The following is a 19935-nucleotide window of genomic DNA, read 5'->3' on the forward strand; positions in this document are numbered from 1 at the left end:
CAGATGGCAGATGAAATACAAATTCTAAAGGACTTTGTTCAGGGAAAACTTTCGGATAAGGAGTTTGAACAGCAGCTCTATACCAATTCAGCCTTGGAAAAACGCCTTTCAGATTCAGCGATTAATTGGTACGGAACGTATTTACAGGATACCACTGCATTCCTGTACTTAATCGGGCAAAACTATACCACTGCAGAAGGACTTTTAAATGCTCACGAAACCGTAAAACTGTTTTTAAATAGAATTGGAATTGAAGTGCTCACTTCAGCACAACGTTCTGAGGATTATGATCTTTTACTGAGTGCCAGCCCCAAATACATAGATGCAAAAGCCGATTATATTGAAAAATATATTGTCCCGAAAGACAGAACCCTTTCCAAATCTGATCAAAAGCAATACATAAAACAACGGTACGCTGAACTTTTTAAATACCAGACAAAACCACCCAAATGGATACAAAATCCGGATTGGCCTATTAAAAATGATAAACCACTATATTTTTTAGGACAGATTGAAATGAAGAAGGGTGATCTATTCCATGATGAGGGAAGTATCTATCTGTTTATTGAGGCTGAAACTGGAATTATTGAAACCGTGAAACAGTTGTACTGATTGCATATAAATATCGATAAAAATTAATATAAATTTATTTTTCCCTTTTAGAAACCCATGCAGGTATATCCGGTGATTTTTCCGATCTAATAAAAGATGATTTCCATAATCTTCTTATTTTCATAACGTTGCTTCTTGGTAACGTTGTTTTTTTATGAAAAAATCTTCTGAAATTTAAGTCTTAATTATTTCCATCCCGAATTATTTGACCTTTTTTGCCGGAAAAACAAAGTTGGTTTTTCTAGATTCCATACGCTTTTATAGGTGTGTTATCTTTTTGTAATATTAGAATAATAATTCTCTTATTTTTGATTTATTATATTTTTTATTTCTATATTTGCCTTAAATAATCAATTATAAACCTTTATAATTGAATCTAATAGACTGTACCGTCTTATTTCTGATAATAAAAATTTAAACTACTTTTTTTAACAGTATTTAAATTCATAATAATTTATTGTTAATAATTTATTATTAAATTTTATTTATGGTTGAAAATGTAGTATAAATTTATTATTTTTATTCCCTCATAATTGATAAATGTTTTTTATGCCGAAAGGTTTGACATTTTGTTATGAAGTTTTCCCAGTTATTATCTCAATACCATAAATGAAATGAAAAACTTAACCATTATTGGATTAACCCCTTTTGAAAAGCCGGATGTGAATCTTATGCCTAAACTGCACCAGGCAGGTGCGTTTCCCGTTTTAAGTTTAGGACATGACCTGACAGTTGCTCAGGAAGCACTCAATCAACTTGAACAGACGGATATACCATCATTCGGTATTTACTTTCCTAACGATACGTTTATATCGCTTCAAATCCCCAAAAAAGTAAGGTTTGCCATATTTCCTTCCGGTGTTTCAATGGATATAGCTCCGGACCTGCCTGTTATTTATCAGGTAAGCAGTTTGGATGAAGCCAGACAAGCCGAACAGTTGGGTGCAGAAGGTATTATTATAAAAGGAAATGAGGCAGGTGGCCTGGTAGGCTATGAATCAACATTTGTGTTGTTTCAGCGTATCATCAAAGAAATTAAAAGCGTACCCGTTTGGGTACAGGGTGGAATAGGGCTCCATACCGCAGCAGCAGTAAAATCTCTGGGAGCCACCGGCGTTGTGTTAGACAGTCAGCTTGCCTTGTTCCCGGAGAGTTCCGTTCCACAGGATTTTAAAGATCTATGCTCAAAACTGAATGGAACCGAAACTAAAATTATAGCCAACCATCGTGTATTGGTGAGGCCCAACTCACCTGCGTTACCGGAAAATGTAAGCATTGAAGAACTTAGACCATATTTTACCGATCTTGATCCTGCAAAGAGCTATATTCCAATGGGTCAGGATATTTCATTGGCTATAGACCTGTATGAAGATTTCAAAAGTCTGAAAAAAATGATTTTTGGATTTAAAGAAGCAATGTATGGCCATCTGAAACAGGCGAAAGCTCTTCAGGTTATCAGTCAGGACAATCTGATGGCTAAACACCTGGGACTTCGTTATCCCATTGCACAGGGACCCATGACCCGTGTCAGTGATGTGCCTTTATTTGCTAATGCAGTTGCAGAAGCGGGAGCTTTGCCTTTTGTGGCTTTATCCTTACTTAAAGGAGAAGCTGCTAAAGCTTTGGTAATGGATACTAAAAAACTGGCTGGTGAAAAAACATGGGGAGTAGGTATCCTTGGATTTGCCCCTCAGGAATTGAGAGAAGAACAGACATCCTATATCTTGGAAGCAAAACCTTCCGTAGTTCTTATTGCCGGAGGAAGACCGGCGCAGGCCAAGGTATTTGAAAAGGCCGGAATAACAACCTTCCTTCACGTTCCTTCCCCTGCGCTATTGGATATTTTCCTGAAAGAGGGCGCTACCAATTTCATCTTTGAAGGCCGTGAATGCGGAGGCCATGTAGGTCCGCTTTCAAGTATGGTCCTTTGGGAAAAACAAATCGAGCGTATTTTAAAAGAAGATCATCCCGAAAAGATCAGTGTATTCTTTGCGGGTGGGATCCATAATGCATTTTCAACAGCTTTTGTTTCCATCATGGCAGCTCCGTTAGCAGCCAGAGGTGTAAAAGTGGGGGTATTAATAGGCACTGCCTATCTCTATACTGAAGAAGCGGTACAAACCGGAGCGATTCAGCAGGAATTTCAGGTACAGGCTATGCAGGCTAAAGACACAGTCTTATTAGAGACTGCACCCGGACACGAAACGCGTTGTCTAAATACAGCATTTGCCCAGCATTTTAGCACAGAGAAGACAAAGCTTCTTGCAGCTGGAATGGATAAAAAAGAAGTTTGGGAACAGCTGGAAAAATTAAACGTAGGCCGCCTTCGAATTGCTGCTAAAGGAGTAGAGCGTAAAGGCGATCAATTGATCAGTATTCCAACAAGCGAACAGCTGGATCTGGGAATGTATATGATCGGTCAGGTGGCTACCATGCAGAACCGTGTGATCTCCGTTGCCGCACTTCATCAGAATGTAAGTATTGATAATTATCAATATATTGAAGAGGCTGCTTTACCGGAACAACCGGTATCCACAGAAAAACCTCTGGATGTAGCGATTGTTGGGATGGAATGTATTTTCCCGGGCGCTAAAAACCTTGAAGAATATTGGAGAAATATCATCTTGGGAAGAGACAGTGTCACAGAAGTTCCTGATGAACGCTGGAATAAAGAATTGTATTACCATCCCGATTCAGACGGACCGGATGTATCTCACTCCAAATGGGGTGGATTTATTCCAAAAATAGATTTCGATCCTTTAGTATTTGGAATTCCTCCGCAATCCCTGGCAGCCATTGAGCCAACACAACTCTTGACCTTATTGGTGGCTAAACGTGCGATGGAAGATGCCGGCTATGGTGAAAAACATATCAACAGAGAAAATATTTCTGTAATTATCGGAGCTGAAGGAGGGAATGACCTTGCCAACAGCTATAGTTTCAGAGGATATTATAAACAGGTATTCGGAGAACTTCATGAAGAAGTGAAGCAGGCATTTCCACATACCACAGAAGATTCATTCCCTGGTATTCTGGCCAATGTGATTGCAGGAAGAATTACCAACCGCCTGGATCTTGGGGGAAGAAACTTTACAGTAGATGCAGCGTGTGCTTCTTCTTTAGCAGCTATTGATCTTGCCTGTCAGGAATTAATATTAGGAAAATCAGATATGGTTCTCGCGGGTGGAGCGGATTTACATAACGGGATCAATGATTATCTTATGTTTTCCAGCACTCATGCACTTTCCAGAAAAGGAAGATGTGCAACATTTGATGGGGATGCCGATGGTATTGCCCTTGGAGAAGGAGTGGCAATTCTCGTCTTAAAAAGATATGAAGATGCCGTTCGCGACGGCGATCGTATTTATTCAGTGATTAAAGGAGTGGGAGGATCCAGTGACGGAAAAGCACTTGGTCTTACGGCTCCGAGAAAAATAGGGCAGGTACGCGCATTAGAACGTGCGTATTCCCAGGCAGGAATCAGTCCTGCGACAGTAGGTTTAGTGGAAGCTCACGGGACAGGAACTGTTGTAGGAGATAAAACTGAACTCAGTGCACTGACCAATTTATTCAGCCGTTCAGGAGCAATACCGGGACAGACGCATTTAGGCTCAGTGAAAACACAGATCGGGCATACCAAATGTGCGGCCGGATTGGCTGGACTGATCAAAGCTTCTCTTGCGGTATACCATGGGGTAAAACCTCCAACGCTTCATTTACAGCAGCCTAATGCTTATTATAATGCCGAAACAAGTCCTTTCGCTTTTTATGCAGAAAGTGGATTGTGGAGCGAGAAAAACCGGTATGCCGGAATCAGTGCTTTTGGATTCGGTGGAACCAATTTCCATACAGTCATTGCCAATCACCCTAAACAGGACGATTCTGCCGTATTGCAATCGTGGCCATCGGAATTATTTGTATTCCGTGGTGAGACCTATGACGAAGCTAAAATCAAATTGGCTCAGATTAAGTCTTTATTAGAGATCAACGGTGATATTCCTTTAAAAGATATGGCCTACAGTTTAGCGGTTAGTTCAGAAAAGCCAATTCAGCTAAGCATTGTCGCTGATACTACTGAACATTTGATGATGAACATCGAACTGGCATTATCAGGTATTGAAAGCAAAGACACATTTACAGTCAACAGACGCGATGGTAAAGTAGCATTCCTGTTCCCTGGCCAAGGCAGCCAGAGAATCAACATGGCCCGTGATCTGTTCGTAGCTTTTCCAGCCATGCGAAATCTGATCGATGGATATCCTGAACTGGAAAAAGTAGTTTTCCCTTCCGCTACATTTAATGAAGCTGCTTTAAAACAACAGAAAGAAACCATTAAAGATACCCGCTTGGCACAACCCATTCTGGGGATAGTTGATCTCGCTTTGGCTAAATTCCTTCAATCGCTGGACATCGTTCCGGATATGGTGGCTGGTCACAGCTATGGTGAATTACCTGCTTTATGTTTTGCAGGCGTTTTTGAAGAAGAAAAACTGGTTGATTTGAGCATTCAAAGAGCTCACGCCATTTTAGATTCAGTAGAAGGTGGAGATCCGGGTACTATGATTGCGGTAAGCGCAACAAGAGAACAGTTACAACTGGTATTAGACAAAACAGAAGGTTGTTATCCGGTCAATTATAATGCTCCAACCCAATGTGTGGTAGCAGGAAGTACGCCAGCGATCAATAAATTAATGGAAACCCTAAAACAGGAGCGTATTTCTGCTAAGAAATTAGAAGTTGCGTGTGCATTCCACAGTCCGTTATTGGCTAAATCCAAAGGTTTATACGATGAGGTCTTAAAAGAGATTCCTTTCAGTGAAATGCAGATTCCGGTTTGGTCGAATACAACTGCGGAAACCTATCCAACAAGTCCATCGGAAATCAAAGAAAGACTGACGGATCATCTGGTACAACCCGTAAGATTTGTAGAAGAACTTCAGGCAATGTACGAAGACGGAGCCAGAATATTCATCGAAGTAGGCCCTGGAAAAGTTCTTTCCGGCCTGACGAAATCCTGCTTAGAGAAAGATCAGCTGACCCTGTATGTTGAAGACAGCAACCGAAATAAACTGAGCCATCTTCTTTCCATGCTGGCGCAATATCTGGGAACTGGCAGAAGCTTCAGCATCGAAAAACTTTTCGATGGCCGTAATGCCAGACTGATTCAGATGGACCAGCCTGAACTGTATAAGAAAAATCCAGCCATCTGGCGTGTGAACGGACAGACGGCACATCCAACAACAGGCAGCCTGCCAGCCAATGGTGCGCTACCTATATTAAATCCTATTCCCATGAACAATTTTACCAATAACCAACCAGCTCCTGTAGCCGAATCTCAGCCTGCCGCTGAACGTATGATGCAGGAATATTTAAATACCATGAAACAGCTGATTCAGGCACAGCGTGATGTGATGCTTTCCTTCCTGGGACAGAATCCACAAGTCAGCCCTGCACCCGTTTATGCTGCGCCGGTACACTCGCCAGTGAACGATCGTTTGGTGACGATTCCTGCACAGTCGGTTAATGCAGAGAAGCCAGCTGCTATTGTAGTAAAACAAGCTCCGGTGAAAGATATTAAAACCTTATTGCTACAGGTTGTCAGCGATAAAACAGGGTATCCTCAAGAAATGCTGGGCATGGAAATGGACCTGGAAGCTGATTTGAGCATTGACTCTATCAAAAGGGTGGAAATCATTGGAACGCTTCGCAGTGAGTTAGGAGCGCTTACATCTGGTAATGCCGATGAAGATACGATCATGGAAAAATTAGCATCAATCAAAACTTTAAGCGGTCTCGTTTCCTGGTTGACAGAATTGACAGGAACTGCAACAGCTGCTCCTGAAAAAAACGGAACTCCAGCAACAACGACAGCAGAAGTGCAAAGCAAATCTGCATTCTCTCTGGAAGAACTTCAAAATATAATTCTGGATATCGTCAGCGAAAAAACAGGCTATCCAAAAGAAATGCTTGGACTAGATCTTGATCTGGAAGCAGACCTGAGCATCGATTCTATTAAAAGAATGGAAATTATCGGAGACCTTAAAACCAAAATCGGTTTTGGAGAAGATATGGACCAGGCTGATGATCTGATGGAAAAACTGGCTGCCATTAAAACATTAAAAGGACTGGCATCATGGATCAGTGAGATGACAGGGAATAATGATGCCGAACCGGTACAAAACGTATTGTCACGTCTTCGTTTTGGTTTGACTCCAACTGATGTTTCTACAGAACAAAATACAGAAATCATCAAGGGAAAACGTTTTGCAATCACTCAGGACAACAGTCCACAAACGATGGCGATCAAAAACACCCTTGAAAAATACGGTGCCATTGCGGAATTGGTGGATACAGAAAGAGATCTTAAAGATTTTGACGGATTGATCATTCTGGATCTGTTCTCCTCAACCGTAAAACATAGCATCATTGATCATGTTGATCAGATTAAAAAACTGGATCTTGATAAAGCCAAATGGGTATATCTGATTTCAGACATTCCTGCTCATATTCAGGAATTGACTGATACCCGTCTTTTACGTCATTACAAAGGCTATCCGGGACTTTTCAAAAGTCTGGCGAGAGAATTTGAACAAACTTCTTGCAGATTAATAAGTCTGAGCACGCCACAGGAAGTTGATAGGATTACGGAGATCACTTTAAATGAAATATTAACGACTGATAAACCTTCTGAAGTCGTTTACAAACACGACCAAAGACACAAAATAGATATTATCCCTTCTCCATTGTCAACAAGCCTTGAGGAGGCACATATTCAACTGGATCAGAAATCTGTTGTCTTAGTACTCGGAGGCGGACAGGGAATCACTGCTGAACTGGTGAAGCATATGTCCGGAGCGTACCCGTGTACCTATATTTTGGTAGGAAGATCGGCAGATCCAAGAGATGTCATAGCAGACCTTAAAGAAGTGGAAGCCATGAAAACCAAGGAAGAAATAAGAAGCTATCTTATTAAATCCGGACAATTCACTTCTCCTGCTGAAATAGAAAAAGAGACCGTAAGAATTTTCAAAAACAACCAGATCCTGCGTACGATCCGAGATATGGAACAGCTGGGAAGTACAGTGATGTATCAATCCTTAGATCTTTGTGACGAAGAAGGATTATCAGATTTAATCAAAAATATTTACGATAAATACACTCGTTTAGACGGAGTCATTCATGGAGCAGGTCTTTTGGAGGACAAACTGTTCAGACAGAAGACATCCAGCTCATTTGAACGCGTATTCGATACCAAAGTAAAACCGCTTCGTGTATTGGCCGAACAACTTCGAGCTGACTGTCAGTTTGTAGTGCTCTTCTCAAGTATCGCTTCAGTATATGGGAACAAAGGTCAGACAGATTATGCTGCCGCCAATTCCGTACTGGATGATTATGCGAAAGCGTTAAACAAAAAATTAAAAGGAAAAGTAATCTCCATCAACTGGGGCCCATGGAAAGGAGCCGGAATGGTTTCATCGACTCTGGAAACAGAATATGAACGCCGCGGTATTTCTTTAATTCCATTGGATCAGGGGAAAGAAATTTTTCTTAACGAGATCAAATACGGAACCGAAAGTCAGGTATTGATCATGTCAGGAAACAACTGGTAAACCTCTGTATACGATAACTATGAAAAAAACAGATGTTGCTGTCATTGGCCTATCCTGTGTCTTTCCCGGGGCACAGGATGCCAACACTTTTTGGCAGAATATTGTCAATAAGGTAGATTCTACCCAATTGGCTCCTGCTGATAGGATTGATCCTGTACACTTCAGTGATGCTACCAGTCCTGTCGACCGATTTTACTGTAAACGCGGTGGATTTATTTCAGATTATGAATTTGATCCAACGGCTTTTGGGATTCTTCCGTTAGCAGTAGAAGGTACGGAGCCGGATCATTTATTAACCCTTGATCTGGTGCAGAAAGCCTTGGAAGATGCCGGTGTATTTCAAAAGGGAACTTCTCTTGAGAAAACTGGAATCATCATTGGTAAAGGAAACTATACCGGTCCTGGAGCTATCCGCGCCATCGAAATCGTGCGCACCGGAGAACAGATTTCTTCGCTGTTACAGGAATTGCTGCCCCAGGTATCTTCAACAGATATCGAAAAGGTGAAGCATGCTTTTCAGGAAAGAAAAGGACGTTTTGCAGCGGATACAGCCATGGGATTAATTCCTAATTTGGTTGCCTCTTTGGTTGCTAACCGTTTCAATTTAGGCGGTGCTGCTTTTACAGTAGATGCTGCCTGTGCAAGTGCCCTGATTGCCGTAGATCATGCAGTTCAGGAACTTAACCGTGGCCGTTGTGATATGGTCATCGCAGGTGGAGTTCATACCGGACAAAATGCTGCTTTCTGGAGTATTTTTGCTCAGTTGGGAGCTTTGTCTCACCAACAACAAATAAAGCCGTTCAGTAGCGATGCAGATGGATTATTAATTGGTGAAGGTTGTGGTTTTGTCGTTTTAAAACGATTAGAAGATGCAGTCCGTGATCAGGATAAAATTTATGCCGTGATCAAAGGCGTTGGCGTAAGCAGCGATGGTAATGGAGCCAGCGTGATGAGCCCATCCGTTAAAGGTCAGCTTAAAGCTTTACAACAGGCCTGGATCAATGCAGATATAGACGAAAAACAGATCGGTTATCTTGAAGCTCATGGCACAGGAACACCGCTTGGAGATAAAACAGAACTTCAGACCTTAGCCCAGTTTTTTACTAAAGAAGAAACGACCCAGACTGCCGGAATCGGATCCGTTAAATCCAATATCGGACATGCTATGCCGGCTGCCGGAATCGCAGGTTTAATCAAGACTTGTCTGGCGCTTCATCATGATACTTTACCGCCTACATTATATTGCGAAAATCCAATTGCAGATATGGAGCATACCCGTTTTGCTCCGGTACAGGAACCGAAAAGCTGGTCAAAAACAGGTTTGCCGAAAGTAGCGGCAGTTAATGCCTTCGGATTTGGAGGGATCAATGCACACGTTGTTTTGGAAGGCTATGATATGCCGAAAAAAGACCGTGTTTTAGTATTGGCAAGACCCACGCACGAAGAATTACTTTTTGCTTTAAAAAACAACGAAAACAGAGTAGGAGAAGGGGATTACCGGATTGCTTTATTCGACCCGACACCTGAAAGAATAGAAAAGGCTACTAAAATTGTAGCTAAAGATAATCCATGGCGCAATAAACAGGATATCTGGTACACCAACACACCTTTACTGAAAGATGGAGGTAAAATCGCCTTCGTATTTCCTGGGCTGGATGGCCTTGCGAAAGGGGAAGTGGACAGTGTGAGCCGTTATTTTGGATTAACCGAACCTATCGAAACAGAAGGGGAAGGTTTATTAACCGATGCATTGGGGATTTTCAACAAATGCAGCATCCTTGATAACGCCCTGAAAAAACTGGGAATTGTTCCTGATATGAATGCGGGACACAGCCTGGGAGAATGGCTCGCTGGATATTCCTCCGAACTGGCAGAAGTGAATTCTGTGAAAGCTTTGATTGATGTTCTGAATCCGGAAACCTTTGAATTGAAAGATTCCAGATTCATCGCGATTGGAGCGGGAATTGATGCCGTCAAGCCTTTTATCGATACCATTCCAAACTTATATATTTCTAATGACAATTGTCCTAATCAGGTGATCCTTTGTGGCAGTAATGCAGCCTTGGATGAGCTAGTTCCATTGTTAAAATCAAAACAGATTTTTCATCAGATTCTGCCGTTCCAATCCGGTTTTCACTCACCGTTTATCGCTGATAAACTGGATGTGATCTTAGCGGGAATGGAAAAAGCGCAGTTTCAAAAGACGAAAATCCCGTTATGGTCGGCAACGACTTTAGAACCATATCCTGCCGATCAGGATGCCATCAGAAAACTAAGCGCGGAGCATTTGGTTCAGCCGGTCCGCTTCCGTGAACTGACGGATAAACTGTACGAAGAAGGAGCGAAATTCTTTATCCAGATTGGTACCGGAGGATTGATCGGATTTATCGATGATACTCTAAAAGGAAAAGCATTCAGTACGATTGCTTCCAGCGTAGCCACAAGATCTGCACTTGCTCAGTTGCAGCGTGTGGTAGCCGCATTATTTGTGGAAGGTAAAACAGTAGCATTGGACTTTTTAGAAATACAAAACCAATCTAAAAAATCATCAGGAAAGGGAATCAAATTACAGTTAGGGTCACCGATCATTCGTAATTTTAAAGAAATTCAAAATCTGGCTCAGTCTTTTGAGATGCCAAAACAAAATGCAGTTTCAGCGACGGTAGCTAAGACCGGTCATCCTCTTGTTCAGGCTTTCCAGGAAAATATCACCGATATGATCCGGATGCAGGAAGAAGTATTGACACTGTTTCAAAGCCGTCCGGAAATTACAGTTCCAAGACCTGTGGTTCCTAGAGCGCCCATCAGCAAAAATTTCTCGAAACTTCTGCATGTAACTTTAGATACCCATCCTTACCTCATCGATCACAGTTTATTGAGACAGCCGAAAGGTTGGACCAATGTTTCTGATATGGAGCCGGTGATCCCGATGACCATGATTTTTGAGCAGTTAGCAGAAATAGCACAGGCCGAAATTCAGGGAACCCGAGTTCATAAAATTATGAATGTAAGTGTGTTTCAATGGATGAATGTAGCGAAACCTTTTGAAAAAACAGTCAAAGGAGAATGGCGTTCACCTAATCATGCTTACCTTGATATCGAGAACTTTGCGAATGCAGAAGTCTTACTTGCTTCATCTGCACCTGCTGTTCCTGCCTTTAACCTGTCGATCGGAGATCTTCTGCCTATCGAAAGAACACCTGAAGAGATCTATGACAAACATATGTTCCATGGAGAACTGTACCAGGGAATTACAGAGATTTCAGCAGTAGGAACGAAAGGAATTGTAGGAAAAATTAAAGGAAATGGAGGAAAAGGATCTTTGCTGGATAATGCCGGACAGTTATTCGGACTGTGGTTACAATTAACCTTAACGAAAGACCGTATTGCTTTCCCTGTGAAAATCAGAGATATTGAATTCTTTGGTGATATGGAAGATCAGGACGGCCTTTTTGAATGTACCTGCATCCTGACCGAACTCAATGAAGAATTTGCCATTGCAGATATCATTCTCAAAAGAGACGGAAAAGTATGGTGCGCGATTACAGGCTGGCAAAACCGCCGATTGGAAATTGACGAGCCGCTTTGGAACGTTTCCATGTCGCCTTTACATAACCGTCTTTCGGAAGAAATAGCCCCTGAGGTATTTTTCTTTCATCAGGCGTACACGAGAGTCGCTTCTTGGGATTTTATTCTCAAAAGATATTTCAACCAGACTGAAAAACAATATCATCAGCAGTTGTTTCCTAATAAACGAAAAGAATGGATGGTGAGCCGTGTAGCGGTGAAAGATGCCGTTCGGAATCTTCTCCGTGAAAAGAAGAATCATCCTTGTTTTCCCATTACTTTTGAAATCGGGAAGGATGAAGTCGGAAAACCTTATCTGATAGGCGATGTCACTGAAGATATCCATATTTCTTTGGCGCATAAAGAAAAAGATGCGGTAGGTATTGCTCGTCAGGGCGGTCCGGTGGGAATCGACATGGAGATCATTGAAGAACGCAGTTCCGGATTCTATGATCTGGTATTTACTGATCATGAATTAACCTTATTAAAAGACAGAGATCAGGCGGAATGGACCACCAAATTCTGGGTAGCCAAAGAAGCTTACGGAAAGTTTCTGGGAACCGGACTGAAAGGAAATCCAAAAGCCTTTGAAATCACCCATATTGAGGGAGATCACTTGTGGATCAACCAAACTGAAATAAAAACTATTAAACATAAAAAATATATTATCGGATGGACACTATAAACCACACATTAAAATTGAATCACGAAGAATTGTTCACTCTTTTAAAAGGTTTTATTGCTGAAGTGATAGGCGCTGAATTTGTAGAGGAAATGGACATCACTCCGGACAGTTCATTCACCAAAGATCTGGAAATGGACAGCATAGAAATCGTTTCTTTTTCCGAGAAGATCAAAGCGCATTTCGGGGATCAGATTGATTTTACGGGATGGCTGTCTTCTATGGACTTAGATCAGTTGATCGACCTTGACCTGAGTATGATTATTAATTATATCTACGAATGCCAGTAATCACGGTTAATCATAAACAGGTTCATATTCAGGAACTCAATAAAGGGGCTGAACAGACGGTGGTGCTTATCCACGGGATGTTCAGCAACCTCTCCATTTATTATTTTAATATTGCCCCGATTCTGGCGAAACATTTTCACGTGGTAATGTACGATCTGAAAAGCCACGGCATGAGCGAGCGTTTTACAGACGGCTACGATCTGGAAAGTATGTCATCCGATTTACTGGCTCTGATGGATGTTTTAAACCTTAAAAAAGTGCATCTGGCCGGATACAGTTTCGGAGGTCTTATCGCTTTGAAAACCGCATTGAAAGAACCGGAACGTGTCAGTCAACTGGTCGTTATAGAAGCACCGGATCCTCAGGACGAAAAGGCCCGTAACATCATCGATGAATACAGCAAAGAATTCCTAGAACATTATGTGGCCAATTTTACGGACACTACCAAAGTGCAGATGGGCAAAAGGCAGATGGAGAAAAATCACCGCATGTATGAATTCCTGTTTGAAAAGACCAGCATCAAGGCAGATATGATCAGGGAAAAAAACTTTTTGAGTGAAGTAAATTTCTCTAGCCTGGATATTCCTACACTTTTGCTTTACGGATCTGAATCCAACTGTAAACCTACAGGGGAATGGCTGAAAACACAGATCATTTCATCTGAACTGGAACTGATTCCCGGTGATCACAATGTCCCGATCCAGGAACCTGTTCAGATCGCAGAATCGATGGTTCATTTTTTATCTCAATCATTATCTAACGCATTAACACAAAATCATGGCTAAATTTGTATTTGTTGTTCCACCATTGACAGGCCATGTCAATCCAACCTTAAGCATCGGTGCAGAATTACTGCAAAGAGGACATGAAGTGGCCTGGATCAGTCTTGACAAAAATTTAAGTACGAAACTTCCGGTCGGGGGAGAACTTTTACTGATTCAATATGACCAAACCGACGAAGAAAAAAGAGAAAGTGAAAGCTATCTCGATATTATTTCTAAAAAAGTAGTGTATGGTATTGACAGTATTAAGTTTCTTTACGATGACGTATTGATTCCTTTAAACAGACATTGCTACAATGGAATCGTTACCTTACTAAAACAATATCAACCCGATATGGTGATTGGGGATCATCAGCTATTTGCGGCAGCTATTGCCGCTAAAAAACTGAATCTTCCCTACAGCACCTCCGTTACCGCACCGGCTGCCATTAAAATGATGGATGAGCTGCCTAAAGTACACGAGTGGGAAGTCAACAAAATCATTGAACTGCAGAAAGAACTGGGGGTAACGGAAAACCGTTCATTAGCTTCTTCGGATCTGTTAACCCTTGTTTTAACCTCAAAATATTTCTTTGGCGAAATGGATCTGCCGGAAAACTATCAGTTCACGGGACCTGTTCTTACGGAACGTCGCATCTCCAGTGAATTTGATTGGGACAGACTGAAAAGCAGTACCAGCAAAAAGATCCTGGTAAGCATCGGAACGACTTTCGATCATGATCATAAAAAAGCGTTCTTCCAAAAAGTGGTTGATGCTTTTAAAGATGAAGATATGACAGTTGTATTGGTTTCTGATCCGCAGCTTTTTGATAGCTGGCCGGAAAACTTTATGGTCTATCATCAGGTTCCACAACTGGATCTGCTGCCACATCTGGATGGAGTGGTTTGCCACGGTGGTCACAATACCGTTTCTGAAGCCCTATCCAACGGTCTTCCGTTGGTGGTGATCCCGATTGCGTATGATCAGTCTCATGTAGCTGGACGTGTAGTGCGTACCGGAGCAGGAGAGCGTCTTAATTTTAACAGATTTAAATCCCATCACTTAAAAGAGGCCGTGAAAAATATCTTGCATCATTCAGAATATAAAGAAGCTGCCGAAACGGTTCGGGAATCTTTCACCGAAGCCGGAGGCACAGCCACTGCAGCCAATTTGCTTGAAAAAGCATTAATCCCTGCTGCCGAAACAGTAAAATCTGGCTCTAAATTTTTATTTGTGATTCCACCGTTTTTTGGACACATCAGCCCAACCTTAAGTGTGGGAGCCAGCCTGATAGCCCGTGGACACGAAGTAAAATGGTTTGGAATTACTCCATTAGATAATAAACATATTCCGGAAGGAGGAAGTTATTTTTATCCTGAAGAAGATCTTATTCCGTTTCAGGAGGATATTCAGCGTATTTTAAAGAGACAGGATGATGGGCCGGCCTGTTCAGGACCTGAAGTCATGAAACTGGCACTCGAGGAAACCTATGTTCCGTTTGCTAAAATGATGATGCCCGGACTGGAGCGTCTTGTTCAGCAGTGGAAACCTGATGTTCTGGTGAATGACTGCATCACCTTTGGAGGAGCTCTTTTTGCCCACAAACACAATATTCCATGTGTGACGACTACACCTGTTCCTCCTGATGTTATGGGTGATACTGCGAATAGCGCACCCAAAATATTTGAGTGGCAGCAAAACCTGATCAAAGATCTTCAAAAAGAAGTGGGGATTGATGATGAAGGTATTTTTATCCATTCCAATCAATTAAATCTGGTATTCACCTCACAGACGTTTGCGGATTTTGAAACGGTTCCATCACATATGAGATTTGTCGGTCCGGTAAAGGGACGTCCCAACCCGGCTCCTTTTGACTGGGAAAAACTGGAAGCTTCTACGACCCCGAAAATATTTGTGTCATTGGGTACTTTGCTGGTGGATATCCGGAAAGCCTTTTTTGAAAAGGTGATTGCAGCCTTTGCCAATCAGCCTGTAACGGTTATCGCGGCCACTCCGCCGGACATATTTGAGGAATGGCCTTCTAATTTTATTGTAAGCGGTTTTGTGCCTCAATCTGCACTGATGCCGCATATGGATATGGTGATCTGCCACGGTGGTTTCAATACCGTTAACGATACCTTCACCAATGGATTACCGATGCTCATTACCCCAATTGCCTACGATCATTTTCATATTGCAAAATTGATTGAAAAAGCAGGCTGTGGAATCAGCATCCGATACAAACGATTACGGGTGGAGGCCCTGCGTGAAACTGTTTTTGAATTGCTGGAAAATCCGGTATACAGAAACGCAGCGAAAGAAGTTCAGTCCAGTTTACTCAATGCAGGCGGTAATGATCTGGCTGTAGAGCTACTGGAGGGCTTTGTACAACAAGAACAACCATCATTAGTTTTAGGATAAGCCTATGAGACGAAAATTGTTATTTGGTGAGCGCATGCTGCTGGGTGACGGAACAGAACCTTTTAATGCGGTGATTCCGTTCCGTTTGCGGGGTATCTTTAAGGAAGAAGATATTCAATATGCCCTGAGCCAGCTTCAGGGCAAACATCCGTGGTTGAGAGCACTCATCAGCCATGATGAAAAAAATATCCCCTGGTTTGAAGTACTGGAAAAACATCTGCCGATCCCCATACGAATTGTGAATCGAAAAGGGGAGAACGACTGGCAGGAGGAATCCAGAAGAGAATGGCAGACGTTGTTTCATTATGGAGAGCAACCCCTTCTCAGGTTCATATGGATCAAGGGGGAAGAGGTTTCGGATATGCTTTTTTCATTTCATCACTGTTTATGCGACGGAGGTTCGGCGATGGCTTTCCTCTATGAATTTTTAACGATATTGGATTATCCTTCAGCGGAAATTGGACTAGAAAATCCTATTCTGGGAATTCATGATGTCGTTCCGGCAGACATTCTGACGAACCGCAGACAAAAGCTGAAAGCGAAAGTGATCGGTAGGGTCGCAGCAACGGCGATCAAATGTATTCCTGTCGGAAAAAAAGCAGTTGAGCGACAAAACGATTACCTGATCCACTGGAAATTTGACAAAGAAATGAGCAAGGAATTAATTGCCTACTGCAAATCAATGGAAGTTACGGTGAACACGTTTTTATGTGCAGCGGTACTTCAGGCATTCAGGAAGGTAAAAGGGGATGCTTCCTTCAATAAGGTTTCGTGTCCGGTAGATATCAGGCGTTTTGCGAAGCAGATCAAAGAGGATCATATTTTCGCTTTCGGTCTGATGATCGTGGTCTCAGCAAATCATAAAATAAGCTTTTCTGAGAATTTACGACTGATGCAGGAGTCTGTAGAGCGTAAGACCTCCAAACTGAATCCCTACATTACCATGATGGTGATAGAGTCTGCTCATGATGCTTTGAAGAATTTCACCAAGCTTTTAAAACATGGAAAATCTTCCAATGATTGTATGTTTTCCAATTTGGGACGCATTCAGATTCCTCATCAATACAAGGATTTTACACTGGAGACCATTTTTAGTCCTTCCGTGATTGGTCCTTTGGGAAATACCACCACGATGGTAACGTCAACATTCAATGGAGAAATGGATTTTTCTTTCGTAGGAAGCGAAGGATATTTACCGTATGCTGAAGCGTTAGCGATCCGGGATGAACTGATTCAGACTGTAAAAGAACAACTAGATCCTATATCTGTATTATGATCAGAAGAAAATTAATGATGGTGGAAAGGATTATGTACGTTGATCCAGAAACACCGGTCAATTGTGTATTTACCGCAAAAATAAAAGGGGAAATCCCTGAAGAAAACTTTAGGGCTGCTTTGACGAAAATCCAGCAGAAGCACCCTTTGCTGAGAACCAGGATTGATAGGCACAGTGAAAAGTATCCTTTTTTTACAGAAGAAAAAGAGATTGAACCGATCCCGCTCCGTATTGTTGACCGGAAAACGGATGAGGACTGGTTGCGGGAATCTGAAAAAGAGTGGTTCAGGCTATTTAAAGACGAAAAGAAACCGCTTGCCCAACTGGTATGGGTAAAGGGACAGGGTGCTTCGGAAATCCTTTGGGTAATGCCTCACTGTATCTGCGACGGAACCTCCCTGGTCACTCTGATGCGGGAACTTCTTGGTCTTTTGGATGATCCTTCTTTTGAGATGAATCCTTATCCGGTATTCAGTTCAGTCGATGATTTTCTGCCTCTGGATTTCAATACGAAAAAAGAGAAACGGAAAGCTCGCATTTACCTGCTGATGGCCCGGTTCTTTTTTATGATGCAGCGAAAAAGCAAAATAAGAAATCTCGGGAAAAACTATGTCATTCATTGGAAGGAAAACTCCCAAATGACGACTCAAATCACTGAAAAATGCAAAGCTCACGGCATTTCCATACACGCTTTACTTTGTGCAGCCTACATGCAGGCTTTTAAAGAAATACAAGGGAAGCAGGCGAAAGGAAAAGTAATCAGTCCGGTGGATGTACGCCACTTTATTCCCGAGATCAGAAAAGATCATCTGTTTGCTTTTGCGCCAACGGTTGAGCTTCCGTTAAAAAAGGGCAGCCAGGATGTCATGGACAATGCAAGGGAGATCAAAAAAGAACTTCTTCAGAAAATAGATAAGATCGAAGCGAGAAAACTTTTGTGGATGGGCGAGCAGATGCATCCGGTCGTAGATCGTATGATTGCTATGTTGAAATCCAGTAAAGGAGGGCATGATATCACATTATCCAATATGGGTAGAATTGATATTCCCAATGATTATAAGCATTTTACGCTGGAAACGATCATCAGCCCAACGGTTGCATTTCCCTGGCTGAATTCGAATACTTTGGTAACCACAACGTACAACCAACAAATGGATTTTACCTTTATGTCCAACGAGCATTTCCTTCCGAAAGAAGAAGCTATGAAAATTAAAAATAAAGCCATTGAACTCCTGACCTCGTCTTTATGAAATTTAAACTGAAGCCTGCGCAACCTAAAAAACTCAAGAAAACCACCCTGAAACGCTTTTTAATCAAGCGCACGATTTATTATGTCCTTCCGAATGTATTTTTCAATTTCATTATTGCGTACGCCAGCTTTCAGGAATTAGGATATACGCACTTCTTTTCAGGAACTCAAAACCTGGCCCGGCTAACCCTTCCTATGGCTATATTCCTACCGGTAGTCCTTACCATCGATATTATCAACAGGGTAATCATTGCTTCCGAGCAGGGCGCCATTGAATTTACGGTAGATGACCAGCTGAATAAGAAGAAACTGATGACGAAACTCAGTATTGTACATGGTCTCATTACTGGCTTGTTAGTTTTGTCTGTATTGATGCTGGCACAATTCAGTTTGTCAAAGTATTATAAACTGGACGCCACTGCCATGGCGGTGCTTGTTGGGGTGCTGGCGGGGATATTGTCTGTGATATTTGTGTATTTGCCGATGAAGAGGCTGAGGAGGTATCTATGCAGATCTGTGGTGGCTTAATAATAAGTTCTTTTCAATTTTGATTAACACCAAAAACTATTAACTATGGAAATTGATAAAATCAGAGATCACATTGCATAAAAACTAAGCAGTGATTATAATGTATGGAATGATGTATTAAACAATACGCAACCAGAAAATTATGCTTGTGAACATTGGAGAGTAGACATTAATCCAACGGATATTTGGGTTGATATTCCCAATAAAACATTTTCTGTTGATGACGGTTTTTTTTCTTTTAACGTTATCGTAGAGCCAGGTCAAGAGAATAGGGATATATCCTACAATAAAGCTTTTACGGCAAAAGGTACATTTCTATTTGAAAATAGGAACGATATTAAAATAGAAGAAATAGATGTTGATATTGAAATAGATATTTTTTAGGGCATTTTGTGTTTAATTGTGTAAATGAAATAATGATAAATCACCTGATTTGTAATTTTGTTTATGCTTTACAAGAAGTTGCAGGGCTGCTTTATTAAGTAAAATACAGTTTATATCATTAGATCTGGGCTGTAATAACACAAAAAAGAATAATTTAATCATAAATGAATTTCTTTAGCAAATTTCCTGCTTGGCAATTATTTTAACTTCTCCCTACTAAAAATAGGAGATAAATAAGCCGAAAAAATGATAAAAAAAAGTGAAAAAAGTCATGTTTCAAATGATCCTTACACATTTTATGAACGCTTAAAAGCTTATTAATAGTATCATATCAGTATGTTACGTCGATTAATATCAAATAAGTGTGAAATAAATTTGAATCATATCGCATTTTTTTATTATTTTCATTCTTATAAACTAATACCATAAAAACATCAACCATTAAATTGAAATCTATGAAAATTTTTCTTGACAATACCATTCAGTAGTGAACCTGTTCCGGATTCCAAAACCCATTAATACCTATTAAAGAAAATACAAGGTCAATCTGAATA

Annotated in this window: 9 protein-coding genes; all 9 read left to right on the forward strand. The window is 41.3% G+C overall.

Going from position 1 to position 19935, the window contains the following annotated elements; all coding sequences use genetic code 11:
* The first annotated feature begins 3 nt into the window (after window positions 1-3).
* The 9 genes from NZD88_RS00840 to NZD88_RS00880 all read left to right on the forward strand — a co-directional run bounded on the left by NZD88_RS00840 (window position 4) and on the right by NZD88_RS00880 (window position 18997).
* Complete coding sequence (locus NZD88_RS00840; RefSeq protein WP_259826687.1) at window positions 4-612, forward strand: hypothetical protein; 609 nt, start codon at window positions 4-6, stop codon at window positions 610-612.
* Window positions 613-1226: 614 nt separating this feature from the next.
* Window positions 1227-8222, forward strand: coding sequence for a type I polyketide synthase (locus NZD88_RS00845; protein WP_259826689.1), 6996 nt, complete (start codon window positions 1227-1229; stop codon window positions 8220-8222).
* A gap of 19 nt (window positions 8223-8241) precedes the next feature.
* Entirely contained in the window at window positions 8242-12474 is a 4233-nt protein-coding gene (locus NZD88_RS00850) for a beta-ketoacyl synthase N-terminal-like domain-containing protein (protein WP_259826690.1), read from the forward strand.
* Window positions 12462-12761 (forward strand): acyl carrier protein, encoded by a 300-nt coding sequence (locus NZD88_RS00855; protein WP_259826692.1) that lies wholly within the window; start codon window positions 12462-12464, stop codon window positions 12759-12761. Before NZD88_RS00850 ends, NZD88_RS00855 begins: the two co-directional genes overlap by 13 nt.
* Window positions 12752-13546 carry an alpha/beta fold hydrolase gene (locus tag NZD88_RS00860; RefSeq protein ID WP_259826694.1) on the forward strand — a complete coding sequence of 265 codons (795 nt, stop codon included), beginning with the start codon at window positions 12752-12754 and terminating at the stop codon, window positions 13544-13546. Before NZD88_RS00855 ends, NZD88_RS00860 begins: the two co-directional genes overlap by 10 nt.
* Window positions 13539-15944, forward strand: coding sequence for a glycosyltransferase (locus NZD88_RS00865; RefSeq protein WP_259826695.1), 2406 nt, complete (start codon window positions 13539-13541; stop codon window positions 15942-15944). Before NZD88_RS00860 ends, NZD88_RS00865 begins: the two co-directional genes overlap by 8 nt.
* A gap of 4 nt (window positions 15945-15948) precedes the next feature.
* Complete coding sequence (locus NZD88_RS00870) at window positions 15949-17220, forward strand: condensation domain-containing protein (RefSeq protein WP_259826696.1); 1272 nt, start codon at window positions 15949-15951, stop codon at window positions 17218-17220.
* Entirely contained in the window at window positions 17217-18470 is a 1254-nt protein-coding gene (locus tag NZD88_RS00875) for a condensation domain-containing protein (RefSeq protein WP_259826698.1), read from the forward strand. The genes NZD88_RS00870 and NZD88_RS00875 overlap by 4 nt, the downstream gene beginning before the upstream one ends.
* A complete protein-coding gene (locus tag NZD88_RS00880) occupies window positions 18467-18997 on the forward strand; it encodes a hypothetical protein (protein WP_259826699.1) in 531 nt (176 codons plus the stop codon). Before NZD88_RS00875 ends, NZD88_RS00880 begins: the two co-directional genes overlap by 4 nt.
* Window positions 18998-19935: the final 938 nt, after the last annotated feature.

Origin of the sequence: Chryseobacterium pyrolae, assembly GCF_025153485.1 — a bacterium.
Taxonomy (GTDB): Bacteria; Bacteroidota; Bacteroidia; order Flavobacteriales; family Weeksellaceae; genus Chryseobacterium; species Chryseobacterium antibioticum.